This is a genomic window from Lactococcus sp. S64 (assembly GCF_016516525.1).
Lineage (GTDB): Bacteria > Bacillota > Bacilli > Lactobacillales > Streptococcaceae > Lactococcus > Lactococcus lactis.
In genome coordinates this window covers 244,530-268,786 of the sequence record NZ_JACVUQ010000002.1, presented here as the reverse complement: position 1 = coordinate 268,786, position 24,257 = coordinate 244,530, and the positions used below count along the sequence as shown (strand labels likewise).

26 protein-coding genes, 1 tRNA gene and 1 pseudogene are annotated in these 24,257 nt (G+C 32.7%); 26 read left to right on the top strand and 2 right to left on the bottom strand.

Translation table 11 applies throughout. The annotated features are described in order from the left end of the window. Nucleotides 1–932: 932 nt before the first annotated feature. The 12 genes and pseudogenes from IAE51_RS03705 to IAE51_RS03655 all read left to right on the top strand — a co-directional run bounded on the left by IAE51_RS03705 (nt 933) and on the right by IAE51_RS03655 (nt 8,866). Nucleotides 933–1,006 (top strand) — tRNA-Met (locus IAE51_RS03705). Nucleotides 1,007–1,110: 104 nt separating this feature from the next. Further along, nucleotides 1,111–1,311, top strand: coding sequence for a hypothetical protein (locus IAE51_RS03700; protein ID WP_011835139.1), 201 nt, complete (start codon nt 1,111–1,113; stop codon nt 1,309–1,311). 130 nt (nt 1,312–1,441) lie between these two features. Further along, a complete protein-coding gene (locus IAE51_RS03695) occupies nt 1,442–1,642 on the top strand; it encodes a cold-shock protein (RefSeq protein ID WP_200094767.1) in 201 nt (66 codons plus the stop codon). A 276-nt stretch (nt 1,643–1,918) separates the two neighbouring features. Then, complete coding sequence (locus IAE51_RS03690; protein WP_011835124.1) at nt 1,919–2,119, top strand: cold-shock protein; 201 nt, start codon at nt 1,919–1,921, stop codon at nt 2,117–2,119. Nucleotides 2,120–2,242: 123 nt separating this feature from the next. Continuing rightward, a complete protein-coding gene (locus IAE51_RS03685; protein ID WP_200094797.1) occupies nt 2,243–2,680 on the top strand; it encodes a DUF961 family protein in 438 nt (145 codons plus the stop codon). A gap of 3 nt (nt 2,681–2,683) precedes the next feature. Further along, the gene (locus IAE51_RS03680) at nt 2,684–4,360 is read left to right on the top strand and encodes an FtsK/SpoIIIE domain-containing protein (protein WP_058211573.1); all 1,677 of its coding nucleotides are present in this window, start codon (nt 2,684–2,686) and stop codon (nt 4,358–4,360) included. Between the two features lie 84 nt (nt 4,361–4,444). Then, nucleotides 4,445–6,085 (top strand): MucBP domain-containing protein, encoded by a 1,641-nt coding sequence (locus IAE51_RS03675; RefSeq protein ID WP_200094765.1) that lies wholly within the window; start codon nt 4,445–4,447, stop codon nt 6,083–6,085. A 528-nt stretch (nt 6,086–6,613) separates the two neighbouring features. Next, nucleotides 6,614–6,953: pseudogene (locus tag IAE51_RS12165) on the top strand (replication initiation factor domain-containing protein); the annotation flags it as partial. Beyond that, complete coding sequence (locus IAE51_RS03670) at nt 6,933–7,757, top strand: replication initiation factor domain-containing protein (RefSeq protein WP_370524357.1); 825 nt, start codon at nt 6,933–6,935, stop codon at nt 7,755–7,757. The pseudogene IAE51_RS12165 and the gene IAE51_RS03670, both read left to right, overlap by 21 nt. Further along, on the top strand, nt 7,750–8,079 hold the full coding sequence (locus IAE51_RS03665) for a hypothetical protein (protein ID WP_058211570.1): 330 nt from the start codon (nt 7,750–7,752) through the stop codon (nt 8,077–8,079). The genes IAE51_RS03670 and IAE51_RS03665 overlap by 8 nt, the downstream gene beginning before the upstream one ends. 87 nt (nt 8,080–8,166) lie before the next feature. After that, nucleotides 8,167–8,478 carry a hypothetical protein gene (locus IAE51_RS03660; RefSeq protein WP_058211569.1) on the top strand — a complete coding sequence of 104 codons (312 nt, stop codon included), beginning with the start codon at nt 8,167–8,169 and terminating at the stop codon, nt 8,476–8,478. A gap of 127 nt (nt 8,479–8,605) precedes the next feature. Next, on the top strand, nt 8,606–8,866 hold the full coding sequence (locus IAE51_RS03655) for a hypothetical protein (RefSeq protein ID WP_058211568.1): 261 nt from the start codon (nt 8,606–8,608) through the stop codon (nt 8,864–8,866). Between the two features lie 317 nt (nt 8,867–9,183). On the opposite strand, the gene IAE51_RS03650 is transcribed toward IAE51_RS03655, so the two are convergent. Together IAE51_RS03650 and IAE51_RS03645 are read right to left on the bottom strand one after the other, a co-directional pair. Beyond that, nucleotides 9,184–9,891, bottom strand: a complete 708-nt coding sequence (locus tag IAE51_RS03650) for a hypothetical protein (protein ID WP_058211566.1) — start codon at nt 9,889–9,891, stop codon at nt 9,184–9,186. Nucleotides 9,892–10,069: 178 nt separating this feature from the next. Continuing rightward, nucleotides 10,070–10,495 carry a Spx/MgsR family RNA polymerase-binding regulatory protein gene (locus IAE51_RS03645; RefSeq protein ID WP_058211565.1) on the bottom strand — a complete coding sequence of 142 codons (426 nt, stop codon included), beginning with the start codon at nt 10,493–10,495 and terminating at the stop codon, nt 10,070–10,072. A 198-nt stretch (nt 10,496–10,693) separates the two neighbouring features. Between IAE51_RS03645 and IAE51_RS03640 the strand changes: the two genes are divergently transcribed. The 14 genes from IAE51_RS03640 (at nt 10,694) to IAE51_RS03575 (ending at nt 24,253) form a co-directional block, all read left to right on the top strand. Further along, nucleotides 10,694–13,123, top strand: a complete 2,430-nt coding sequence (locus IAE51_RS03640) for an LPXTG cell wall anchor domain-containing protein (RefSeq protein WP_200094763.1) — start codon at nt 10,694–10,696, stop codon at nt 13,121–13,123. A 42-nt stretch (nt 13,124–13,165) separates the two neighbouring features. Continuing rightward, entirely contained in the window at nt 13,166–13,396 is a 231-nt protein-coding gene (locus IAE51_RS03635; protein WP_058211563.1) for a hypothetical protein, read from the top strand. Between the two features lie 2 nt (nt 13,397–13,398). Next, nucleotides 13,399–13,581, top strand: a complete 183-nt coding sequence (locus IAE51_RS03630) for a hypothetical protein (protein ID WP_200094761.1) — start codon at nt 13,399–13,401, stop codon at nt 13,579–13,581. Next, complete coding sequence (locus tag IAE51_RS03625; protein WP_058211561.1) at nt 13,568–14,818, top strand: translation initiation factor IF-2 N-terminal domain-containing protein; 1,251 nt, start codon at nt 13,568–13,570, stop codon at nt 14,816–14,818. Before IAE51_RS03630 ends, IAE51_RS03625 begins: the two co-directional genes overlap by 14 nt. Before the next feature lie 8 nt (nt 14,819–14,826). Continuing rightward, nucleotides 14,827–15,090, top strand: coding sequence for a TcpD family membrane protein (locus IAE51_RS03620; RefSeq protein ID WP_012897131.1), 264 nt, complete (start codon nt 14,827–14,829; stop codon nt 15,088–15,090). Between the two features lie 39 nt (nt 15,091–15,129). Beyond that, nucleotides 15,130–15,513: a TcpE family conjugal transfer membrane protein gene (locus IAE51_RS03615; RefSeq protein ID WP_200094759.1), complete on the top strand. Its 384-nt coding sequence runs from the start codon at nt 15,130–15,132 to the stop codon at nt 15,511–15,513. A gap of 3 nt (nt 15,514–15,516) precedes the next feature. Further along, entirely contained in the window at nt 15,517–18,120 is a 2,604-nt protein-coding gene (locus tag IAE51_RS12420) for an ATP-binding protein (protein WP_200094757.1), read from the top strand. Beyond that, on the top strand, nt 18,120–20,282 hold the full coding sequence (locus IAE51_RS03605) for a hypothetical protein (protein ID WP_200094755.1): 2,163 nt from the start codon (nt 18,120–18,122) through the stop codon (nt 20,280–20,282). Before IAE51_RS12420 ends, IAE51_RS03605 begins: the two co-directional genes overlap by 1 nt. Nucleotides 20,283–20,296: 14 nt before the next feature. Then, nucleotides 20,297–21,340: a phage tail tip lysozyme gene (locus IAE51_RS03600; protein WP_081041105.1), complete on the top strand. Its 1,044-nt coding sequence runs from the start codon at nt 20,297–20,299 to the stop codon at nt 21,338–21,340. A 92-nt stretch (nt 21,341–21,432) separates the two neighbouring features. Continuing rightward, entirely contained in the window at nt 21,433–21,660 is a 228-nt protein-coding gene (locus IAE51_RS03595; protein WP_058211557.1) for a hypothetical protein, read from the top strand. 31 nt (nt 21,661–21,691) lie between these two features. After that, on the top strand, nt 21,692–22,018 hold the full coding sequence (locus tag IAE51_RS03590) for a hypothetical protein (RefSeq protein ID WP_200094753.1): 327 nt from the start codon (nt 21,692–21,694) through the stop codon (nt 22,016–22,018). Nucleotides 22,019–22,091: 73 nt separating this feature from the next. Beyond that, complete coding sequence (locus IAE51_RS03585; RefSeq protein WP_200094751.1) at nt 22,092–22,304, top strand: hypothetical protein; 213 nt, start codon at nt 22,092–22,094, stop codon at nt 22,302–22,304. 57 nt (nt 22,305–22,361) lie between these two features. After that, nucleotides 22,362–23,576 (top strand): site-specific integrase, encoded by a 1,215-nt coding sequence (locus tag IAE51_RS03580; RefSeq protein WP_233611021.1) that lies wholly within the window; start codon nt 22,362–22,364, stop codon nt 23,574–23,576. Between the two features lie 107 nt (nt 23,577–23,683). Beyond that, nucleotides 23,684–24,253: a thymidine kinase gene (locus IAE51_RS03575; RefSeq protein ID WP_003129492.1), complete on the top strand. Its 570-nt coding sequence runs from the start codon at nt 23,684–23,686 to the stop codon at nt 24,251–24,253. Nucleotides 24,254–24,257 lie beyond the last annotated feature (4 nt).

Genomic DNA, 24,257 nt, shown 5'->3' with positions numbered 1-24,257 from the left:
TGTAAATATTAATTCAATATTATAACTATAAAAAAGTTTCAGTTTTTTGTTATCTTTTAACTTTTTGAAAGATAACCGAAAGTTCTTTTAGTGGTACTAACCGCCTAATAATTCAAGTATAAGAAAGGTAAATTTACAGGTCTTAGTTTGGAAGGTAGTATTTCACAAATTATGTATTGTCTTATTTAGAATAAGAAATGTTGAAATGCCCAAAAATAAGAAGAATATAAGCTTTCAATGGCGTGCGTGTCGTTATTTTAGGGTATAAAATCAGTAATTCTTATATAAATCGTAGACACTATTAAACTCATTTGATTTCTGAGTGTATAAATTTAATAAACTAACCATATTATTTTAGAAGATTTGAACAAAAAATAAACTAAAGAGTCATTAAGAATTGAATTAATGACTTTTTATTTTGTTAAGCTTGTTTGATGCTTTTAAGCTATATGTTTTTTCTCTTTATAAACTAATAATCAGTATTGAGCTTAACAAGGTGTTATACTTAATTTTATGAGATCACAGTCTCTGTTGTGGAATAGAAACCAAGTATGGTTTCTATTTTTTGATTGATATTGTAATTTCGAATTAAAGTGATATACTTAGTTCATGGGTGGTTTAGCGAAAGCACCACACCTTCATCATTAGCTGCTCAATTGTGAGTAGCTTTTTTAAAATAATGTGTAGTGATAAAGAATTAAGTCGCTAATAAGAGTGAGGAATGTCTAACGAATAAAAATAAAGAGAAAAAAGCGATTATAAGCTTACTATTTTTTGGGTTTGTAGTAAGCATATTAGTTATATACCTAGTAATAAGTTTTCTGATGTGAGAAAAATTTTGAGTTCTGTCCATAAAAATCCTTTTTAGTTAAATAATTATTGAACTTTAAGGGTTAAATTGACTTTAACTGATATTAGTGTTATACTTGCGAAGCGGGATGGAGCAGTTAGGTAGCTCGTCGGGCTCATAACCCGAAGGTCATAGGTTCAAATCCTGTTCCCGCAATATTTTAAGGGCTTTAGGGAGCCCTTATTTTTCTTATATAGAACTCACCCTTAAGTAGTAAAATTTTTTCGTTAAATAGGCAAAGCCTAGATTGGAAGTGAAAAATGAAAACAGGAGATAAAATTACATTATCTAATGGGGAACAAGCAACAGTCGTTTCTGGAGATGTTAATCTCTATAAGAATGCATTAATTGTAGAATTAGAAAACCATGATGTCAGAGTTGTGGATAGAGAAACCTTGACACTTGCTAAAGCAAATCCTCATGAAAATCTTGGGAATCATAAGAAGATCAATAAGTTTTAAATAGACCAATTTGACTTTAGTAAGAATAGGTGTTATTATTAAGAGGTAGGTTTTGTCTCGAGTTTAAATGTTTTAGGAATGCACTTTTTCGCAAAATAGGATTTACAGATGATGCGAAAGGATGTATTATATGAATAAAGGAACAATAAATTGGTTTAACTCTGACAAAGGCTATGGTTTTATTATGGCAGATGATATGCAAGATGTGTTTGCTTACCTCTTGTCTATTCAAGGAAATGATTTTAAAAAATACGATGAAGGTCAAAAGGTTACTTTTGATATCAAAATGACGTCTCGTGGGCGTTATGCTTCAAACGTACATAAAAGATAAATGATTTAAAGCATGGGATGTCCTGTGCTTTTTATTTATTGCTATTGCAAAAATGAATTAAAATGTTATACTGAGTGAGGGAAAGATTAGTTGCTTTCCTTACAGTTCATAAAATCCATGTCACTACGATATGGATTTTATTAATGAGAGAGTAGTTTGACATTGAGTATAATTAGTGTTATTATGAAGAAGTAGATTTTGTCATGAGTAAAATGTTTTATAGATTCACTTTTCGCAAAATGAGATTTACAATTTTGTCGAAAGGAAATAAATATTATGGCAAATGGAACAGTAAAATGGTTTAACGCTACTAAAGGATTTGGTTTTATTACCTCTGAAGATGGTCAAGACTTGTTTGCGCACTTCTCAGCAATCCAATCTGATGGATTCAAATCACTTGACGAAGGTCAAAAAGTTGAATTTGATGTTGAAGAAGGTCAACGTGGACCTCAAGCAGTTAATATCACAAAAGCATAATTATATCTGAAAATCGTGCAAAAACTGGAGTCATGACTTCAGTTTTTTTATATTCAGTTGCAATTATGAGAGAGTATGATATACTTAGCCAGCAAGAGGAAACTCACACTTCCCTTGATTTAAATTAGGGCCACTCGTAAGGGTGATTTTGACAAAGCATTAGGTAAAGTTTTATTCTTGCATGCTGAACCAGTAATGGTCTTTGAGGATGGAGAACCAAATGAAGAAACTGGTGAAATTAAACGTTATCCGACAGATAAAGTTGATTATTATGAGGTCAACGTTTATTCTGACGCACAAGACAAACAAATTGTTGTAAAAATGCCTGCAGAAGCTGATTTTTCAGGGCTTGAGTATGAAGATGAAATTAAATTGACGAATCGCTCAATTAATTTTTGGTCTGATAAGGAAATCGTACCTACTGGAAACGGTCAGTTCCGAACGAATTACTTTTCAGGTGAAAAATGGAATGCTGAAGGGATTGAAAAAGTGGGTAAATCTAATTCAAAACCTGAACAATCTCCAAAGCCTGAAGCTAAAAACAATGAACCGAAGAAATGATAAATGGCAAAACGTACAATAAGTAAAGGCTCTCGTTTAAGGCTTAGAGATAAGTATGACCGTGAATTTTTTGTATTGATTACTGGTTTACTTGTCGCTAGTCCTGTAGGGTTCTTTTATAAAAATTTTGAAACCTTGCCACCAAAAGTGCTAGCAATTTATGCTGTAGGTATTTTGCTCATTGCATTTTCGGTGGCTTTTGGTTTATTGATTTTGCTTTATCACAAGTTCCTTTTCTTTTCAAAAAAAAATTATAAAAGATTGTTGCTGAACTATGTTGTGAAGCATGGTCTAGTTGAAAAAGAAACGGTTAAAGATGAAAAAGGAAGTCATGAAAAGTTAAAACTAGCACCTATTTATCTGAAGCAACCTAACACGTATGAATTACATACATATTTTCCGATTGACGGTGGAGTTCATCAAGAAAAATTTCTTGATTTAGCTGACGGTTTAGAAACAACTTTTTTTGCTGATTATCAAGAACAAAATTTTATAAATGAAAATAAAATTCTTTCTAAAAAGGCATTTGTTGAGTATGTTTTTGCAATTGACGGAGAACGTAATCGTATTTCAGTTAATGATGTTATAGTCGATAAAAAGCTAGGTTTAAAATTAATGAATGGGGTTTACTGGAATTATGAAGCTGACCCACATCTGCTTATTGCAGGTGGTACTGGGGGCGGGAAAACCGTTCTTTTGATGTCAATTTTATCAGCCCTTGCTAAAGTAGGACATGTTGATATATGTGACCCTAAAAGGTCTGATTTTGTTGGAATGAGAGATGTTCCAGTTTTTGAAAATCGTGTGTTCTTTGATAAAGAGTCTATGATTGAGTGTTTACGTTCAAAAATGCAATTTATGGACGAACGCTATGATTATATGACAAATCACCCTGATTATAAGGCAGGAAAACGGTATTCTGATTATGGTTTGACACCTGAATTTGTACTTTTTGATGAATGGGCTGCTTTTATTTCTAGTTTAGATTTTAGAGAATTTGATGAAGTAATTCAAATTTTAACTCAAATTGTTCTAAAGGGTCGTCAGTCAGGCGTTTTCTTAATTCTTGCCATGCAACGTCCAGATGCTGAGTATCTCAAATCAGCTTTACGTGATAACTTTATGAAACGGTTGGCGGTTGGTCGTTTGACTGGTTCAGGCTATCGTATGGTATTTGGAGATGAAAATGAGAAAAAAGTTTTCAAATATATCAAGGGTAAAATTGGTCGTGGTTACGTTGCAAATAATGGTGAACTTGCACGTGAATTTTATAGTCCGTCTGTGCCATTTGATAAAGGATATGATTTTCAAGAAGAGCTTTCAAAATTACCAGTTTTAGCTAATACTACTGAAGTTCAGCTTGAAGCTCCACCAATTTCTAACGTTGAACAGGAACGAGTAGAAAGTGGGGTTTTGGAAGAAAAATCTTATACAATTACCTCTTTATCTCGTAAGTTGGGTCAACCTTCAAAAACTGTGAAAACAGCCATAGAGCGTTTAACAAGTGGCGGATATTCTCTAAGTGAAAAATCACCTTACAATGAAGATGATTTTATTGCTTTACAAACTGTTTTCTTAACCAAAGAAACAGAAGAATGCACTTTGAATGAAGCCATTGATACTGTTTTATCTGATGAAGCGGAGTTTGAAAAGGAATATGTCAATTTTAATAGATTTTAATTTAATTAGCATAAGGATAGACGGTTAATATTAATATTTATGAAAAGGTTTGCAAACAAAGTTACAATATTATATAATTAATGTATGAGAAAAAATACATATAATTTTATAAAATTATCTATAATTGCTTCGCTATCAGTTATTGGGATCATGTTTGCTGGGGATAATGTATTAGCAGATAGTGCTTCTACAGATAGCCAAACTGTATCATCATTACAGAAAGAAGACATAAACTCGTGGATGCCAGATAAAAATCTACAGGATATTGTTGCAAAATCTTTAGGAAAAACAGTTTACGATTTAACAAAATCTGATATGCCCAGCTTATTAACCGTTAATTTTGAAAGCTTTCCTAAAGATACAGAAGTAAATTTGACTGGGCTTGAATTAGCGACTAATCTTCAAAGTCTATTTACAACAAATATTATTGCAACTAATATACCTGAGATAAGTATTGCACAAAATGGGACTCTCTTTACTCGTCCTAATGTTTTAAAACATGTTACTCCAAAAGGTAAATTTTCTAATGTACACATAGGTAATTATGATGCATATTTACCTGCTTCAGATTTATTAGGTGTAGGAGATGATATTGCTAATTGGCAGACTTCTGACTTAACAATATATACTACACAAATGACTGACTTTTCTCAGCTTCGTATACCATCGAATGTTCTAGAAAATAGTTATGTAACTATTATAACTGATGCACAATCAGTAATAACTCCTATTTTGATAAAAGATAATAATTCTAATGTGTTATATTCAGACGAGAATGTAAAAGATATTTCTGGGAATTTATTATTATCTTCTCTATCAAATGCTGCCTATCCATTTTATTTGACAGCTTTTGATAAAAATGGAGATCCTACTTATCTAACGGAGGATACTGATTATTCGTATACTGAAAAGGGGATTCAATTCAAAAATTTACCTCCTAATACAGATTATATTGAGACTCAAGGACTCTTGCCTGCTCTTTTATCTTTAACAAAAAATGCTAATATCTCTGTTAATTATGGTGCGTCATTTAAGATACCGGTAAAATATATGTATAGTGCAAAAAATATTACGGTAAAGTATATAGATACAAAAGGCAATACAATCCCTGGTTCTAAGGATGAAATACTGACTGGATATATTGGAGATAGTTTTAAGTCTGAGCAGAAAAGTTTTGAGGGGTATTCTTTTGTGAACGTAGAGGGGCAAGCAGAAGGAATATTCTCTGATCAACCTCAAACTATCAAGTACATTTATTCAAAAAATCCAATAAAAGCAAAAAATGTTGTAGTCAGATACGTTGATTCAAAAGGTAATAAAATTCATGATGATAATTTAATTGTTGGTAATATTGGAGATAATTATGATGCTTCCTCCGCTTCTTATAAGGTAGCAATTAACGGTTATACTCTAGACGAGGAAAAGCTACCACTAAATATTAAGGGAACCCTTACTAACCTAGAACAAGTAGTTGTATATGTATACAATAAAGATAATTCACAAACTACCCCTTCTAGTTCAAAACCAAGTAATACAACATCAAATCAAGGTTCTAATTCAAAGCTAAATACTATATCACTGAATCATAATTCTAATTCACAAGGCAAAGTGTTACCTCAAACAGGTGAGAACAATAAATTATCTAATATCTTATTAAGTATCGGTATATTTAGTTTATTTAGCCTTTCGTTATTGCAAATAGTAAGGTTGAGAAGAAGAAATTAGATAAATAATTCAACTTCTAAAAAATAAAGAAAGCACTATTAGTTTAGTGCTTTTTTTGTTAAAAATAAACATCACGCAATCGGCGGTGAGTAAATGATAGGAACTTGTTTCCGTTTGTCTTTAGACAACTTGCCGTAGGCAAGCCATTTTCCACGGTCGAATTGCCCTCGCAAACGGTAGTGCGCGACAGCGGTTTATTCTTGAAAGAATTGGAGGAAAAACTTTTGGGTTTTGTTTTAAGGCTATTGCGTTTTAAACGTAATGCTTTTTTGAAAAAGTGCAAGAACGTAAGCATAGCTCCGAGTGTAGCGTAAGGAGTGAGCGTGTGATTGCACGGCTGACGACTTGCCGTCAGCTTGGACTTGACCCCCCAAATGCTAATGAGGGGGGGTACAAGTGACACAAGTCTAACTACCCTAGTCATACCAACGGTATAGCTTGTGTCACCTCTTCTGTGTTTTAGAAAGTGAGGAACGAACGATTGATTTAAAGGATATACGCTCTAGTGCGAATGTTACTCAACAGTTCATGTGTGACCTCTTAGGGATATCTTTGAGTTATTACCGAAAAATGGAAAAAGGTGAACGTGCTGTTACTTCTGAAATGGAAGAAAAAATAAGGCACTCCTTTTTCAAAAAAAGAGAGAGTTCAACGATCTTTGTTGGTACAAATGACTATACAAATATTCGCTTTCAGACTTTAAATGTTCGTGAAGTTGTTTTTAAGATTTTAGGTTTAAACGTTGAGAATTTTCAACTCAATGAGTATAACCGTTATCAATATCCTTTCTTTATTAGTTACGGTGTATTATCATGATAAAGATATAAAAGCAGGTGTGTTGATTGAAATGAGCGGTCAAGCGTGCCGTGAAATGGAATATGAGTTTGAATATCATCAAAAACAGCGTACATGGTACGATTTTTTTAACGATTGTTTTCTCTATGCTAATAAAAAAGCACCAAATAATGATGATTTTGTAAAAATCACACGTTTTGATTTAGCACTTGATGAACAATATAACCCGCAAGAAGGAAATTTTGACTTGTTCAAGATTTTAACTTCTGCCCGTGAGGGGCGGTGGAATGGTCGTAAACAAAACTATTCTGCGGTTCTTGGTGGAAGAAGGACAAAAGAAGGAATGATTAATGACGGTCTAACCGTTTATTTTGGATCTAAACAAACTCATTTATTTTTTCGGTTCTACGAAAAAGATTATGAGAGAGCAAGTCAAGAAATGACTTCGGTTGAAGCGATACGTGAAATGTATGGTCTGCGAAATCGTTATGAAATTTCCATGCGAAAAGAAATATCAACCGACTTTATAAAAAGATATATTGAGCAAGATTTTGATTTAGCTGATGAAGGGGTCAAAATTATTAATGATAATCTGACATTTTATGATAAGGAGGGAAACTTAGATACTGAATGGTACGATATGATGGGTCGAATGGATGCCTATCATTTTACCGTCCGTCCTGAAGCGCCTGATTTGAACCGAAAATATACATGGTTTGAACGTGGTGGCCCTGTATCAACTTATCTTTTGTTAAAAAAAGCGGAAGAGTTGACAGGTGAAAGTCGTTTGGAAGAAATTTTTAATGAAGCTGAACTCACGGAAAGACAAGAAAAGTTCCTGAAGGAATTTAGAATGATAAGAGGGGTAAATGATTAAACCTAATGTAGAACACTTTCAAAAAAGAATGCTGAGAGTTCCAAACAACGTCCGAATGCTTCAGTATAAAATGAGTGGATATGAACTTAATTTGAAAAAATTTGAGCAAGGGGTTTATGACCAGCTCTTTTTTTATATTCCAAATGAAACTGAAGCATTAGGATTGCTTAATGAAATAGGCTTGATGTTTCCGCCTGATTCAATGACACGAAAAAAATATTATTCACTCTATCAAGAAAAAAGGATTGCTAATTTGCCTGAAGGCTATAAAATGGCAATTTACTTTTTAATTGATAATGATTTAGCACAAGCAACTTTATGAATTTTCATAAATAAAAACAAAGTTATTTTTCAGATAAGGGAAGGCAAATTTAGTGGAGGGAAAATCAAAAAAGAAAAGAGATAAAATATGCCAACTTTAAAAACAGAACTTAACCAAATTACAACTGATTTAAACGAAATTGAAGCAATTATTAATGCTGGGAATGTCTATCAAGAAGCTGTTTCAAAGCTTAAAGGAAAAGGGAAAGCACTTCGTTCACTTGAAAATGATACATCAATTTCAGATGATACAGTCGAAGTTCTTGCTAACCGTACAAATGACTTGATTAGAAATCTTGTTAAGGCTTCATCATCATACAATTTCACAAAAAAATCATTTAATGAATTAAAAGGAAAACTGGAAGAAGCACAAGCGCAAGCACGTAGTGGCGCTAAATAAATAGTCCACGTAAATCTTTGAATAAGGGTAGGGTTTGCCTTTCCTTATCTGAAAAATAACATTTTAAAAGCCTCACTCATGGTAAGGTAAGAGAAAGGAACCTCACCATGAGTGAGAAATAAAAAATATGACGGTAACAAATATGAGCAAAGCACGACCACAGATTGATTTTTCACTTCACAAAGCACCATATAAAGATTTGTATGATATTCAAATTATGTTTTCTGACGGTACAAATCAATTTTGGTCTGGAATTAATGAAAAAAAGGTTATGTGGCTGTGTGAGAAATACAATCCTATTTCAACTCCGCTGTCAATTGCGATTGCTCCTAGATTTTTACCAAAATCTAATATTCAAAAACCTAACTGGTCTATTAAGAAAGTATGAGTATAGTAACAGTCGAAAAATGATTAGAAAGAGTTATTTAGTATTATTTATTTATTTATTTATTTATTTATTTATTTATTTATTTATTCTATTACAAAATATGAGAAGGAGAGATTTTATATGATTTTAGTGAGCTTTTTTTTGTATGTAGTTATTTTTGCATTCTATATAAAAATGAGAATGGAAGGATACAAAGTACCATTTTATAAAAATTTAGATATTAAAAGTACAAAAATAATTTGCATTTTATTTGAAATCTGGATTTTGTTAGTACCCTTAATCTTATATTTTTTTAGATTAAAAATGTAAATTTAAATTTAGCGTGAATTCCAAGCTTTAAAGAAGTTAATCATATCAGAGAAATATATAATCAATAAAAACAATAATCCTAGAGTAATAATATTAAATATAATAGAAGACTTGCGAGTGGGTTTGATATTTTTTCTTGTTTTGAATATTCCACCTAGAAAGTGTCCAAAAATAGCTGACACAAGAAGAATTTCAAGGACTAAAGAAATTGCGAGATAATCTCCTTTGGAAAGTTTGGAAAAAACAATAAATATTTGTTCAGTGATGGCTGAAATTTTAGATGAGAATTCTGTTTTGCCATATAGATCTTTAGAATTGAACGTTTGCATTTGATTCCAAAAATCAATAATATTTTGAGGAAGAAAATTTAGAAGAAATGCAGCAAGTAAAAATATTCCACCATTTAAAAGTTCTAAAATATAACTGATATGTAGTAGTTTATATCTCCACATACTAATCGCGAAAAGGACAGATGCTATAGTGGTGAAATAAGCATGTATTTGTGAGAAAGAATAGAATACAGTAATGAAAGATAAAAATACGAAGAATTGTACACTTCCATCATTACTGTTGCTTCGAGATTCTGGGAAATAAAAATTAGTTGAATTGTCAATGTATACTAAATCACCGCTAGGCAAGAAGAAGGCTATTATACCTAGTATTCCAGATATTAGGCCTATCCAGGCTGCGGGTGCATTAAGAAATTGAGGGAACATATGTACTCCTTTGTGGTTAATATAACTAAAGATTACATAAATTATACTAAGTAAAAATTGAGTTGTCAAACAACAACATATGTAAAAAAAGAGTAATCAACAGATGATGTTAACGTTTGCTAATTATCGTGTTAAAAATACAAATAAGTTTTTAATAGATGATTGAGTTGGAAATAGGTTAATCTGTTAGATTTGAATAATTTCCATTTAGGTTTTGTTCAAACAGTTCTTTTTGGGTACATCTGTAGTTTCTCGGAATGAATTGTCTAATACCATCATCGTTGAAACCAATTTGTAGGTGAGTATCATCTACAATAATTGGTCGTTTGATTAAAGCTCGGTGTTCGTTAATAAGAGAAAGAATTTCGCTGATAGTTATGTTCTCAAAGTCAATGTTTAGTTCTTTATAAATATCACTTTTTTTAGCAATGATGTCGTCAAGACCTGCTTCTGTAAGAGATAAAATATGTAAAAAATCTTGCTTAGGTATCTCGGAAGCTTTATTTATGTTTATTTCTTCAAAAGGAATTTGATGGTTATTGAACCAAGCTCTAGCTTTTCTACAAGATGAAGAAGATGCTCTTGAAAGGTAAATTTTTATCATATACTATCTCTCTTTCTAATTTTATTCTAATTTATATCTAACTTAATTCTAACATAAAGGATTTAGAATATAAAAAAATATAGATTGTAAAGAAATACAGAAATCCAATATATGTCCGAAACGACAAAAAACTAGTCGCTTAACTGTCAGAAATGGCAGTTTTTTTATTTTAGCTAAATTAAAAAAGGAGATTTACTCATGCGTAAATTAGAAAAATTGTTGAATGACTTGAAGGAAAAGAAAGTCACAAATTGGAAAATGCACAAACGAAAAAAAGCATTTGTTGCCTTTGCAGGAGTTTTGGCTGTGGGTTTGGGTACAGCAGGACTTGTATATGCTAGTGCACAAAGTACAAGTGCGAAGGCTAGTTTACCAACGGATACAACGGTTAACTGGGAAAATAACAAGCCTTTGTATTATGAAATCGACCAAACAGGAAAAGAACACCCAAAACCTATTCTTAAACTAGCAGACGGTACACCTGCATGGTGTCTTGGCCTAGGAGTTCCACTTCCAAACAATTCCACAAAAGCTCAATTAGATGCAACAAATGGAATTTTGAATGATTTGACAGATGAACAGATAGCAGTTCTTAATAATGTAGATTATCTTGCACAAAAAGACGGTTCAGAGCTTGCTTATGCACAAGCTCAACACGCTACATATCTTTTACTCGATGAAGCAGGCATTTCTGAAAATCAAACAAAGGATTTAGTAGTCAAAGACAATACATTACTTCATGATGCTAATGCAATTAAAACAGGGGCAAATGATTTAATTAATCAAGCTAAGAAAATGCGTGAATTACCTAGCTTTAATGGTTCAACAGTTGATGTTATTCAAGGAGTAGAAAAGAAAGTTACAGATACCAAAGCTGTACTTCCAAATTTCCCTTATTTCAAAAGTAATGTGGACGGTGTAACAGTCAGCACTTCTGGAAATGATGTGAAAATTAAAGCTGATATTTCTAGTAAATTAGGGTTGCTTTCTAAAGCTATTTTGTTCCAAAATAAAGCTCAATCAACCTCGACACTCCCTTATTATGTTTATTCAACAGACGGAGATAGTACAGGTAAATCTAGTCAATCAGTTCTTGCATCTCAAGACCCTTCAAAGGCATCAGGTTCATTAAATTTGAACATTATCGGACTTGGTGAAGCTGATTTGTTAAAACATGATGCAGATACTAATTCTACTGAAACAGAAAAAGGGAAAGGAAGTTTAGTAAATTCTGTTTGGGGGCTTTACAAAGCAGGAACAAACACTTTGGTTAAATATTCTGACGGTCAAAAGGGTTATCCAATTTCTGTAGTTTCAGGTACAAAAACCAATAACGATACTGTTCAATTGAAAATGGCAGATTTAAAAGCAGGTGTTGCTGTTAAAAATCTTGATAATAGCAAAGAATATGAGTGGGGAGAACTTCAAGCACCTGAAGGTTATGACCTAAGCACCAAACGTATTAAAGTTCAATTTGATAAAAACGATAAGTTTGATTCAAAAACAAATAACTATGTTGATAGTGCAATCGCTACTGATAAACCATTAGATTATAGCTTTGGGTTCATAAAAGCTCAAGATGTCAATGGCTCACATACTGGTTTAAATGGTCGTACTTTCCGTTATACTCCAACCAATGGAACAAAAGGTGAACCAATTGAGGTAACCTCTAAAGCAACTGAAGATTCTAACGGTGTGACTAACAACGGACAAGTTAATTTCACCAAAATTCCGTTTGGTGACGGACTTCTTGAAGAATTACCACAAGAAGGTGATACCCTTCAATTAATCAATCCAATCTCTATTGTTACTACAACAAATAAAGATAAGGACGGAAATATCACAGGATATACAGTAACATTTACTGATACTGTTACAAAACAAGTAATTACAACGCTTGATGTCACAACTGCTAAAGTGACTGATAATTCTACTATGTTTAATGTCAATCTTGGAACATTAGTAGATAAACCTGTGACACCAGTTGTTCCTACAATCAAGACAAAAGCACATACCAAAGACGGTGACCAAACGATTCAAAAAGTAGAAGTGTCAAAAGCAACTCCTGTCTATGACAAAATCATGATGACAAATGCGGAAAAAGGTGACCAAATGGTGGCTTCACTTCACCGTATTGTGACGGATAAAGACGGAAAAGTCACAGAATCAAAAGTTATCCGTACTTTGAATTTCACAATTGATGATGAAACGGTCAAAGCACAAGAAAAACAAATTGAATCTATTGTTGATACGACAAAAGATGCTGATGTTCCTGAAGCTTCAACTGTTTCTTATGTTTGGACTGAAGATTTATTTGATGAAGGAAAAAATCCTAAAACAGATGAACCAAAAGCAAAACATGATGATTTGAAAGACCAAGACCAAACGTTGACAGTCGAAAAAGTCAAAAAACCAGTTACTCCACCAAGTTCAACAACTCCATCAAGTTCAAAACCTACTACTCCAAGTACCACTCCTACAGAAACTCCTAAAGTTTCATTACCAACTACAGGAAGTGAAACAGGCGATATGATTATGTATGGTGGTGCGTTAGCCGTATTAGTCGCTCTAGGTACTGGTGTTGTTTATTACATGAAAAAGAAAAAATCAACTAAAGAAGAAGGATAGAAAAGAGCAGACTTGATTGTCTGCTTTTGTTTTTTGGTAAAAATGGGAAATAAAAAGATAAGTCAATATCAACTGCAAGATATGAAGAGAGCAATCTCAAAACGTATTGCGGTTAAATCAAGAACTCCACCAATTAGCAAAAGGTTTTATGGTTTTAAAAAGGAACTGTTAACTACTAAATGGTACTTGGAAGATGAAAAAACGCTCTTAGTTATGTTTTATCATGATAAATTAGGTGTTGTTTCATATCAACTTTATAAGAAAAAAGGGTGAAAATGTACGTTGTAAAAATGCGTGGTGGCTATCTTTGTGCCAATGGTGGCCCTACAAAACATTTAAAATTTGCTACTACTTTTGATACTAAAAAGAAATCTGAAGAAGTGGCTGAAAAATGGTTAAGAAGTGATGTATCTTTTAAAGCTGTTGAAAAAGAAAGTGAGGAATATGAGCAAAATTAAAATTTATGAATTAGCTGACAAGTTAGGGGTTGATCGAAAAGAGTTACTTTCTAAGGCTCAAGAATTTGGAATTTCAGCTAAATCAACATCAAAATCTTTGAGTGACGCTGAAGTATTAAAACTAGAAAATTTCTATAAAAAATCAGATACTTCAGAAGTTATTGAAAAAGAAGAATGTGAATCGGAAATGAAAGTTTCAGAAACAACTAAAATTCCTGAAAAAAAGGAATCGAAATTTTCCTTTCTTTCAAGTCGAAAACCTGAAAAGAATAAACCTAAAATGTTAAAGAAACAGCCGAATGAAAAACCACCAAAACTAAAAAAGATGTCTGCTAAACAGGCAGGGGCTTTGGTCGTGGGAGGGGTTGTTTTTTTATTTATTGCAAATGTTGCTTTAGGTAGTCTAGTAGCAAGTGGATATAAACCCACTCATAAAATCATTCGTGAAGAAGTGAGTGCTACGCAAAAAGCATCAGGTAATGGGCTTGATTTGCAAGCGAAAAATTATCTTGACGGCTTTGTTCAAACTTATTTCACTTTCCCTGAAGATGAAAAAGAACAAGAAACAGCAGTTAAAGATATTAATGCTTACTTTGTTCAAAATCTGCCAGTGATTAGTCAAGGTATTCAACGTACACCTTCCAAATTTGAGGGTGCGGTCATGATGAGTTTGACGGATAATGAAGCGACTTATAAAGTGACTTATAGTGCTGGTGAAGTCACAACAAAAGAAGTCAAAAAGGGAAAAGATACAACGAAACAAAATGTGGTGAAATATCATGATGAAACAACTTTGTTTACGATTCCTTACCAAAAAGTAGGTTCAGCTTACTATATTTCAGATGAACCTTATTTTTCAAGTGTTCCTGATTTACAAGCAACTGAAAATCAAGTGCCTACTAAAACGTGGTCTGATTCAGGAAAAACGAGTGATTCTGTAAAAAAAGATTTGGATAAGTTCACAAAAACATTGTTTACCGCTTATACAACTGATGGTGATACGTTGAAATTGATTTCAAAAGGGTTATCTCTTAATAAGGGTCAAGAGTTTAAATCTTTAGACCAAGCGACCTATGAATCAAAAGGGGACAATAAATATCATGCGGTAGTTCAAATCACAATGAAAAATGCACTCGGTACGCATGTAGAAAATTATCAATTTACGATTGAAAAACAAAAGCAGTCATATTTTGCGACTGACTTTAAACACACTTTACCTGAAGGTAAAAAAGAATAGGAGAAAAAATGTTACGAAATATATTAATTAACAATGTTATCTTTGGCGATATTGGGTTGACTGGTGGTTGGTCTTGGTTTCAACAACAAGGGCAAATCGTAGTTTGGATAGCTCTTGGTTATCTTGCAGGAAAAGAATTTTTCGGTCGAAAGTATGGGAAAATGATAGTTGTTATTGTTTTTGGTTCATTATTGGCTCTACTCGTCAATAATCCAGGTGGTTTGCTTACACCAGTTGGTAATTTAGTGAAAAAAGTTCTCGGTTTAGGATAGAAAGGAAGGCGGAATGTCTGAAAAAGCAAAAAAGAAGAAGTGCCTAAGTTTTCCTATAAATTGTCATTAGACCAACCTTTTTGGATACAGCAACTGACAGATAATTTTGCATTGAGAAAGGCAGTCCGTCTTTCCTTATTTGCTTATTTTTTCTTAATATTCATTTTGCTATATTTTACAGTTGGAAAATTGATTCCATATTTTCAATGGCAAGTGAAAGTAGCGCTCACCCTTTTTGTATCGTGGCAAATTTCGGTTAAAGTATCTGATTTGCGCCCAGATGATAAATTACCACCAGTATTTTTGTGGGACTTTATCGTTTATCAATTTGGGTATGGGTTGAAAGCTATTGAAATATATAAGGGTCAAAAATATGAAAAAACAAAATTGCGAAGTGTAGAAGAATTTATGGAGGAAGAATAAAAAGTGAATAAAGTCGATTTTGAGAATAGAGTTATTTCTGTTCATGATAACTTAGCACTAAGGGATGACGGTTCAGTCATTGCAATGTATGAAGTGCCTGCGTCTATTATTTCAAGTATGGACGTAGAAGGAAAGATAAAATTTAAAAAAAGAACTGAAGCGGTGTTTGCTAGTTTAGCACCTAATTTATCGTTTGATATTGGAATGTTACCAGTTCCGATTAATTTAGAAGAACGTTTTGGGGCTCTCCTAGAAGATTGCGCAGATGATACTTATGATATGGCGCTTTATTTCTTAGAAAAAACAAATGAAGATTTATATGGTTCAATTGGTCAACTGATTAACTATAAGTTCTTTATGACTATCCCTTTAAAATCGTTTGAAGTTTCAGGTGATGTTAAGCAAATGTTAAAAGATGCGTGGGGGCGCTTTAAAGAAAAAGCAGTTTCTGTCGTTCGTCAAACACTTGAATTTGAGATGAACTGGTATGAAGCCTATGACAAGGCGAATAGAGATTTAGAGTTAAATCTTTCATTAATTCAAGGTCGAAAAACAACAAAAAAAGAAACAGGCTTTTATCAACGAGTAGATTATTTACGAGGTCTTAATTATAATCGTGATGAAGAAATAGCATCAATTGAAAGTAGCATACAAAATATTGATGATACAGTTATTGAACCATTATCAAATGGCGTAATTGGATTGAAAAATAGCTACGGAAAAAGTTTAGTAAAAACGTTGCCTATTGCTAATATGCCAAACGTTGTAAATAATATTCATTTAGTAGAACATGCTCAAAAATTACCTTTTCCTATCGAATTACATTGGAAGTTCCATTTCTCTAGAATGAAAGGGGCTTTTTCTTTAGCATCAAAAGGAGAACGTGCATCAGACAGAATCAAAGAAAACCAAATTGAAGCCTATGAAAATGGTTCAAATCAAAAAGGGTCACTTGCAACTGCTCGTGTTATTCTTGATGAAATGACTGACGGTGTAGATAATCGTGAACTCTTTGTCAATTACCTAGCGTCTTTTGTAGTTGCAGGTCAAAGTATGAGAGAGGTTAATTATTATAAAAAAATTATTCAATCTGATATGAAAGATATTGGAGTTCAAGTTGTTTCTGGCATGTCAGACCAACTTTATTTCTTCTATAAAAATCGATTTATCGAACAATTGGAAGAAAAAGACAAATATTGTATTCAAGCTATGAAACTTTCATCAGCCTGTGAAAATCTGTTTTTCACTAGTCAAAAAATTGGTTCAGATATCGGTTTTCCTATTGGGCGAATCGACCATGCAGTCGAATCTTGGGCAGGTGACTATAAAAAAGCACTTGCTAGTTCTACCAATGCTGTATTTCTTAACCTGTTTCAAGCTAATAAGCAAGGGATTGCAGGAAAAATCACAGACAATCCAGCTTTTGCCATTGTAGGACAAACTGGTGAAGGTAAATCATTCCTAACTAAAGGACTATTCCTTTGCCACTCACTTCTTAAAGCTCTGACACTTTATATTGATCCTAAAAATGAAATGAAGGCTCAATATATGAAAATCAAAGCAAAATATGAAGCCGATTTTCCAAAAATGGAGTTTGAAATTGAGCAAGCACGTGAAGCAATTGAAGATGAAGAACAGCTTTACTGGGTAATTCGAGGGATTGAATATAAGTATTATAAACCAGTTGTTGATTATATTAATAACATTCACTTTGTCAGCTTAGATGCAAAAGAAAAAAGCAACCACGGAGCGCTAGACCCTTTGGTATTTTTACATGGTGATGCTTGTAAAAAAATCTCTGTTAAAGTTACTGAAGAATTGCTTGGTGAAAAATATACAAAAGAAGATAAGTTTGAAATTGCCTTTCTTGAATCTTTAGATGCAGTAATGAGTGAACGAGAAAAAGGAAAAAAAGTTGGTTTATTAAATGTTTTTGAAAGATTATTAGATTCAACAGATGAAATAATTTCTACACGTGCTAATTTGGCTTTAAGAAAAATTAAAAATTCTCAAATGGAGCTAGTTTTTTCTCACGGTAAAAATTCAGCCGTTGATATGGACGCACGCATTACAGTATTGGGTGTTACTGGTTTAAATCTTCCTAAAGCAGATGAAAAAATCACAAGCGACCATAAAGAGTCATTAATTGTTATGTATGCTTTAGGCGAATTTTGTCGTGAATTTGGGGAACGTGACCGAACACAAGAAACCATTATATTTGTTGATGAAGCGTGGTTCTTTAATAAGACAGAAATCGGAGCATCTATTTTAATGTCAATGAAACGTGTCGGACGTTCTCAAAACAATTTCTTAGGATTGATTACACAATCTATTTCAGATGTGGAAACAGAAGATGATTCAACGGCTTTTGGTACAATTTTTGCTTTTCGTGAACCGACTGAAACAGATAAAGTCCTTAAATACTTTAAACTTCCAGTTGAGGAAACAACGCAGGCATGGTATGACAATATGACTAAAGGACAATGTATCATGCGTGATCCATTTGGACGGACAGCTAGAATTACGGTTGATTTCCAATTACCAGAAGTCACAGTTTTATTTGATACTGTAGAAACTAAAATGAAAAATACAAAGGCGGTGGCATAGTGAAAAAGAAAATGTTGTTATTTGTGGGGCTATTCGCATTTTTAAGTGTTTTAGCCCTACACACTTATGCAGATAGTTCAGGCTTTACTCCTCCGTCAACCCCTGATTTTTCTGTTTCAGACAATAAAAATAATTCAAAAGATGATTCAAAGAATAGCTCAAATGATACATCTAATAAAAAAGTTTCCTCTAATACAGGGAATAGTGGTTTAATCAATCCACCAATTGCTGATAATATGAATGACTATGGAGATGCTAATTCTCCAGGTACAGTAGTAGATGAAGCCAAAAATGAGGAAGCTAGAAAAGATTTAGATAACTATACCTCTTATATGTATGCAAGTGATAAAGTCGTAATACTTCCTTCATTTACTGCAGGTATTCAAATGGTGTTTATACGGTCACAATTTTTCCTGACAAAAACCATTTATCAGTTTGTAAATTTTGTGAATCAAGGCTTAAATGGTAATTCAATACTTAGCGATTGGAGAACATCTGTTTTCCAAACTGCTCAAACCATTTACGGTAAGTTTATGAGTCCAGAGTTACTTCCGATAGTCGCTATGGGACTGTTTTTGACACTTCTATATTATTTTTTACATAAGCAAATGATGCAGGGGATTAGAAAAGTTCTTTCAATCATTGCTTTAAGTACGTTTTTTGTTTATGGGGGAAATAGTCTAGTGACTAAAGTTCATGATGCAATGAATGATGTTACAACAAGCGTTGTTAAAACTATTTCAGTAGCAGGTGTTTCAGGAACTGATAAAAATGATTTATTTACCACAATGGTTAAAATTCCTTTCCTTTACCTTAATTTTGATAATGTCAAGATAGATAAGGACGGAAAAATAAATATTAAGCAGAGTGATATTGACCGTTTGCTAACTTCAGATGATGATAACGATTCGATTAAGAAAATACAAGAAGATTTAAAAGATAAACATTTAACCTTTAAAAAACTAGGGGATAAATTTTTAACAGCACTAGCAAGTGTATTTAATGCTTTGTTGCTTGGTGCAATTTATTTATTCTTTTCTATTTTCTCATTCTTTATGGATTTCTTTTTCATCATTTTAGTGTTTATATTACCATTTGCAGCGATTGCATCATTTTTTCCAAATTTTGAAAAGACAATCATTCAATGGGGGAAAACAAGTTTTGGTGTATTAATTCTATCAGGTTTAGGGGTATTTGGAACGGCTCTAATTGGTCTATTTGACGGAATTGTTAGCCTAGCTCTAAGTTCTCTATTAGGAAGTAACTACTTTTTCATAACACTAGTAAAGATTGGACTTTATATCTTTGTTTATGTTAAACGTAAGACTATAATTGGCATATTTTCTGCTCATCACATGGGGCAAGGGAAATTTACTGGTCGTATGGATAATATGTTGTCAAATATAAAATCTAAAGCAATGGGAACATTGAAAGCTCCTGTTTTGGCAGGGGTAACTGGTGGAGTAACCGCAGGTATGCTTGCAGGTAAATTTGCGAAAGATAAAGTTACAGCAGGTACTGGTTCGGTTAGACATGGGTGGAATAACCAACGTTACAATAAAACCTTAGATAAATTGCAAAAAAAAGGTTCTGATTCTGAAAAGGGTCAAAAACTTAATCAACGTGAGCAAAAGTTGAGAGAAAAAATGAATAAACGTCAAGGTAAATTCAATCAGTCAGAAAATACAAAGCGTTCTAAATTCCGTGAAGCGTTTGATAAACAACGTTTGCGTAAAAATACTGAAGCATATAATAATCTTCAAGATAAACGCAATGGTAAACGTGAAGGAATAAAAAATATGTATGATGCAACTAATGCTAGAGCAGAGGAATTCCTTAAAAATAAACCTAATTCAACCAATGATAAAAAATCAAAAAGTGAAACATTGGATAAAGTTGACCCAATGATAAAAAATAAATCAAAATCAGCTGACACCATTAAACCCTCAATTAATAAAAATGTGATTAATGAAGGCAATAAGAATAATTCTAGTGCATCACCAATAATTGCTGAAAATGCAGGGAAACCAAAAGTTTTACATGGTAAAAATATGCCTGAAGGGATAAAAAAACCACAACAAAAGAAAAAAGAGCCGTGGGAAAAGGATAGTGACAATCCATTTACTCAAAAAATACCAGATAATCCATTTGTGATTAAGTAATAGAAAGGGGAAAAATGAAAAAGGTGATTAAACGGAAGGTTATATTATTTAGCCTTCCTTTTTTATTGCTTTTATTGCCAATTCTAGCTTTCTTTGCTCTATTTGTAGGTTCAAGTGATTCATCTTCAGATAAAGATATTAATACTAATACACCACAGCAACAAACTGCAAAAGTGATTTGGGATAGAGTTCTAAAAGAAGGTGGAACGAAAGAAGGGGCAGCTGCTTTACTTGGTAATAATCAAGCAGAAAGTGAACTTCAACCTTCAATTATTCAATCTAATGCAACTTATAATGAAGCAAAAGCAATGGATACCACTTTAGGCGGTTATGCTTTCGGCTTGGCTCAATGGGATAGTGGCAGGCGAGTAAACCTACTTAACTATGCGAAAAGTCAGAAAAAATCTTGGACAGATACTAATCTTCAAGTTGAGTTCATGTTTGAGCAAGACGGTGCAGATTCAACGTTACTTAAACAATTAGTAAAAGGAACTAATGTTAAGCAAACGACTGAAGATATTATGCGGAAGTGGGAACGTGCAGGGGCGGTTGATAGCCTTTCAAAACGTCAAGGTTTTGCGGAATATTGGTACACGTTCATGACGACTGGTGGTGATAGTGGAACTGGTGGTGATTCAGGAATTACTCCAGATATACCTTCTGGTTGGAATTTAGATAAACCAATTAATACAAGCGGTTATATTGCGACAAGTTATGAATATAAACAATGTACTTGGTTTACGTGGAATCGAGCGAAAGAATTCGGTATTACTTTTAGTCCATTTATGGGAAATGGTGCTGATTGGCAACATCAAGCAGGATATACTGTAACGACTACTCCAACACTTCATAGTGCGGTTAGCTTTAGTGGCGGTCAAACAGTAGGTGGTCAATGGACTGCTGACCCACAATACGGTCACGTGGCTTTTGTGGAGGCAATACATTCAGACGGTTCAGTCTTGATTTCACAGTCAGGAACTGGATTTAGCACAGTTTATACTTTCCAAGTCTTAACCAAAGCACAAGCAAGTCAATTACATTATGTGATAGGAAAATAAAAGATAGTCTATAAATGATCGGTATTAGCATAGTTTTCACGTTTAACATTTGATGACGTTTGAAATTATTTCCGAACAATAAAAAGGTAAAAATGGAATTTAAAAAATATAGAGCAACAAGAAAGAATGTTGAGCTTTTGAGAAAAGCATTAAACGAGTTAGGACATACTACTTATGAAGATTATTCATTAGACTTACCATATCCTACAAAACACAGTATTAATAGTATGCAAGTAGAACATTTTCAACGTGAATTTTGGAGTGATATGTATAACAATGAAGTAAATTACAAAATGCAGGAATTGGAAAAAGAATTATAAAATATTTTTTTTAATTTAAAAAGGAGATAAAATGGAATATTTACAAATGAGTGTAAGTTTTAGAGCAGTAGGTGATTTAATTCAAAGAAGTAGCAAATTAAATTATTTATTGGATGAAAATATAGAAGTTATGGCTGTTCCACTTCATGGAGGATACTATAAAGATGATATATTTGTAGATAGGTTTGCTCCTGATGAAATGTATGATAAAGCTAAGAATGATGGTTTTCAATTTGTAACACGAAATCTAGTTTCATACATTAAAAATGGGCGACTTGCTAAACAGTTTGTAGTTGTTGGAACTGGTTATAATGTTATCAAAGTTTATGAAAATGGGATGTTAGAAAATCACTATTAGTAAAAGGTTATTATTAAGAAAATGAGCAGGAGAAATCTTGCTCTATTTTTTTGTTTTCAGGAAAGGAAAAAAGATGGAAGGAATAGTTATTGAAAAGAAAATGGTAAGTGCAGAAGAAATTTCAAAATTTTATGCCATTACAAAGAAAACAGCACAAAACAGAATAAGTGAGATGAAAAATAATTCTATATTTATGACGGGAGATTTTTTTAGAATGAATGGGAGGGTTTGGTTTCCAGCATTTGATGAATTTATTAAACAAAGAGATGAGTTAAAATATAAATGAAATATGATATAATTGAAATTGTATTTTAATTTGCCCTCTGTGTGTAAGGAAGGTAAAATGATAAAAATTGAAGATATACAAGAAGGTAGTTTATGGTATGAAGTTCGAGGAAAAAAGTTTTTATGGAGATTACGTTTTTATAATCCCCATACAAAAAGCGAGGATAAAGTATCAATCACTTTGAACTCGAATAGTTCTCAAGCAAAAACTAAAGCTAGACAATTATTGCTAAAAAAAGCTAAAGCAAAGATAGATGAAGAAGTAAATATTTTAGATCCTAATCTATCAATTACATCTTTTTGTTTTGAAGAAGTAGCCAATGTATGGCTTGATGATAGTCAAACAAAACTTAAACCTTCTACATTGATACAACGAAAAAGAACTATCAAATTATTTTGTAAAAAATTTGGAGAACAGCCGATGTCGGAATTTACTGTTTTTCAACTTCAGAACTATTTTAATCGTTTAAAATTAAAAAAATCAACAATTAATACATACTTTCGGGTAATGAAATTATTTTTTGATTTTGCTGAAAGAATGGAAATAATCGAAAATAATGTTTTGAAAAAGGTTAGAATTACTTATCCTCGTAAAACAATAGAAGATTACCAAAAATTAGAGCGAAAATTTTTTACTTGGTCGGATTTATCCTTTGTATTTGAAGAAATGAGTAAAAGTTCTAATCCACAGACTCAAAGAATTAAATTAATTTTGGAATTTCTATTTTTGACTGGTTTAAGATATTGTGAGTTGGCAGCCTTAAAAGTTGAAAATTACGATACTGATAATAAAGTAATCTCAATAGAAAGTGATATTGATTATAGCGAAGGAATTTCAAAGAAACGTCATGTTACCACAAAAACATTAAGTTCTTATCGCAGAGTTTCATTAACAGGACGAGCAATTGATATTATTGAACAAATAATATCAGAAAATCAAAGAAATATTTCTTATGGTTATAGTGATTATGGTTATATATTTACTAGTAGGACAGGTAATCCGTGGTCTATATCAGGGATAAATCGGTCTTTTCGTAATTTTGGAAAACGAACAGGATTAGATAAACAATTTTCTTGTCATTGTATGCGACATTCGCATATTTCTTTATTAGCTGAGTTAGAAGTTAGTCAAAAAGCTGTAATGCAACGAGTGGGGCATAGTTCTTCACGAATAACAAACGAAATATATACTCATGTAACTCCAAAAATGAACCAAAAATTATTGGAAAAATTGAATAGTTTTAGTGGGCAAAAAGTGGGCAAAACTGAGTGAACTTTAGGGAATTATAGGGAATTTCAAAAAAAATTATTTAATGCTTAATAAACTTTAAACCTTTGGTATCAATGGTTTAGACGATAAAAATAGTAAAAGGAGAAGTAGTGGCACAGTTATATTTCAAATATGGGACGATGAATTCAGGAAAATCAATTGAGATTTTGAAAGTGGCTCATAATTATGAGGAACAGGGTAAGCCTGTTTTATTAATGACTTCTAGTCTGGATACACGCGCAGGGGTTGGGACAGTTGCTAGCCGAATCGGGATGAAAGCTGAAGCTGTCGCAATTGATGAGGAAATGTCTGTTTTTGATTATGTGAACAGCCTGCCAGCTAAACCTTTTTGTGTGCTGATTGATGAGGCACAATTTTTAAATAAAAAACATGTCTATGATTTTGCGCGTGTTGTGGATGAACTAAATGTTCCAGTCATGGCTTTTGGTTTGAAAAATGATTTTCGTAATGAGCTCTTTGAAGGCTCAAAATATTTACTTTTGCTTGCGGACAAAATCGAAGAAATTAAAACAATTTGTTGGTATTGTAGTAAAAAGGCAACAATGGTGATTCGGACAATTGATGGAAAACCAGTTTATGAAGGCGAACAGTTGCAAATTGGTGGAAACGAAACCTATATTCCCGTTTGTCGTAAACATTATTTTAAGCCTGAAATTTAAAAAA

Excerpts from the sequence above, each read along its gene's own strand:
- IAE51_RS03700 (WP_011835139.1), top strand. The coding sequence starts at position 1,111 with ATGAAAACAGGAGATAAAATTACATTATCTAATGGGGAACAAGCAACA.
- IAE51_RS03695 (WP_200094767.1), top strand. The coding sequence starts at position 1,442 with ATGAATAAAGGAACAATAAATTGGTTTAACTCTGACAAAGGCTATGGT.
- IAE51_RS03690 (WP_011835124.1), top strand. The coding sequence starts at position 1,919 with ATGGCAAATGGAACAGTAAAATGGTTTAACGCTACTAAAGGATTTGGT.
- IAE51_RS03680 (WP_058211573.1), top strand. The coding sequence starts at position 2,684 with ATGGCAAAACGTACAATAAGTAAAGGCTCTCGTTTAAGGCTTAGAGAT.
- IAE51_RS03675 (WP_200094765.1), top strand. The coding sequence starts at position 4,445 with ATGAGAAAAAATACATATAATTTTATAAAATTATCTATAATTGCTTCG.
- IAE51_RS03670 (WP_370524357.1), top strand. The coding sequence starts at position 6,933 with ATGAGCGGTCAAGCGTGCCGTGAAATGGAATATGAGTTTGAATATCAT.
- IAE51_RS03665 (WP_058211570.1), top strand. The coding sequence starts at position 7,750 with ATGATTAAACCTAATGTAGAACACTTTCAAAAAAGAATGCTGAGAGTT.
- IAE51_RS03660 (WP_058211569.1), top strand. The coding sequence starts at position 8,167 with ATGCCAACTTTAAAAACAGAACTTAACCAAATTACAACTGATTTAAAC.
- IAE51_RS03655 (WP_058211568.1), top strand. The coding sequence starts at position 8,606 with ATGACGGTAACAAATATGAGCAAAGCACGACCACAGATTGATTTTTCA.
- IAE51_RS03650 (WP_058211566.1), bottom strand. The coding sequence starts at position 9,891 with ATGTTCCCTCAATTTCTTAATGCACCCGCAGCCTGGATAGGCCTAATA.
- IAE51_RS03645 (WP_058211565.1), bottom strand. The coding sequence starts at position 10,495 with ATGATAAAAATTTACCTTTCAAGAGCATCTTCTTCATCTTGTAGAAAA.
- IAE51_RS03640 (WP_200094763.1), top strand. The coding sequence starts at position 10,694 with ATGCGTAAATTAGAAAAATTGTTGAATGACTTGAAGGAAAAGAAAGTC.
- IAE51_RS03635 (WP_058211563.1), top strand. The coding sequence starts at position 13,166 with ATGGGAAATAAAAAGATAAGTCAATATCAACTGCAAGATATGAAGAGA.
- IAE51_RS03630 (WP_200094761.1), top strand. The coding sequence starts at position 13,399 with ATGTACGTTGTAAAAATGCGTGGTGGCTATCTTTGTGCCAATGGTGGC.
- IAE51_RS03625 (WP_058211561.1), top strand. The coding sequence starts at position 13,568 with ATGAGCAAAATTAAAATTTATGAATTAGCTGACAAGTTAGGGGTTGAT.
- IAE51_RS03620 (WP_012897131.1), top strand. The coding sequence starts at position 14,827 with ATGTTACGAAATATATTAATTAACAATGTTATCTTTGGCGATATTGGG.
- IAE51_RS03600 (WP_081041105.1), top strand. The coding sequence starts at position 20,297 with ATGAAAAAGGTGATTAAACGGAAGGTTATATTATTTAGCCTTCCTTTT.
- IAE51_RS03595 (WP_058211557.1), top strand. The coding sequence starts at position 21,433 with ATGGAATTTAAAAAATATAGAGCAACAAGAAAGAATGTTGAGCTTTTG.
- IAE51_RS03590 (WP_200094753.1), top strand. The coding sequence starts at position 21,692 with ATGGAATATTTACAAATGAGTGTAAGTTTTAGAGCAGTAGGTGATTTA.
- IAE51_RS03585 (WP_200094751.1), top strand. The coding sequence starts at position 22,092 with ATGGAAGGAATAGTTATTGAAAAGAAAATGGTAAGTGCAGAAGAAATT.
- IAE51_RS03580 (WP_233611021.1), top strand. The coding sequence starts at position 22,362 with ATGATAAAAATTGAAGATATACAAGAAGGTAGTTTATGGTATGAAGTT.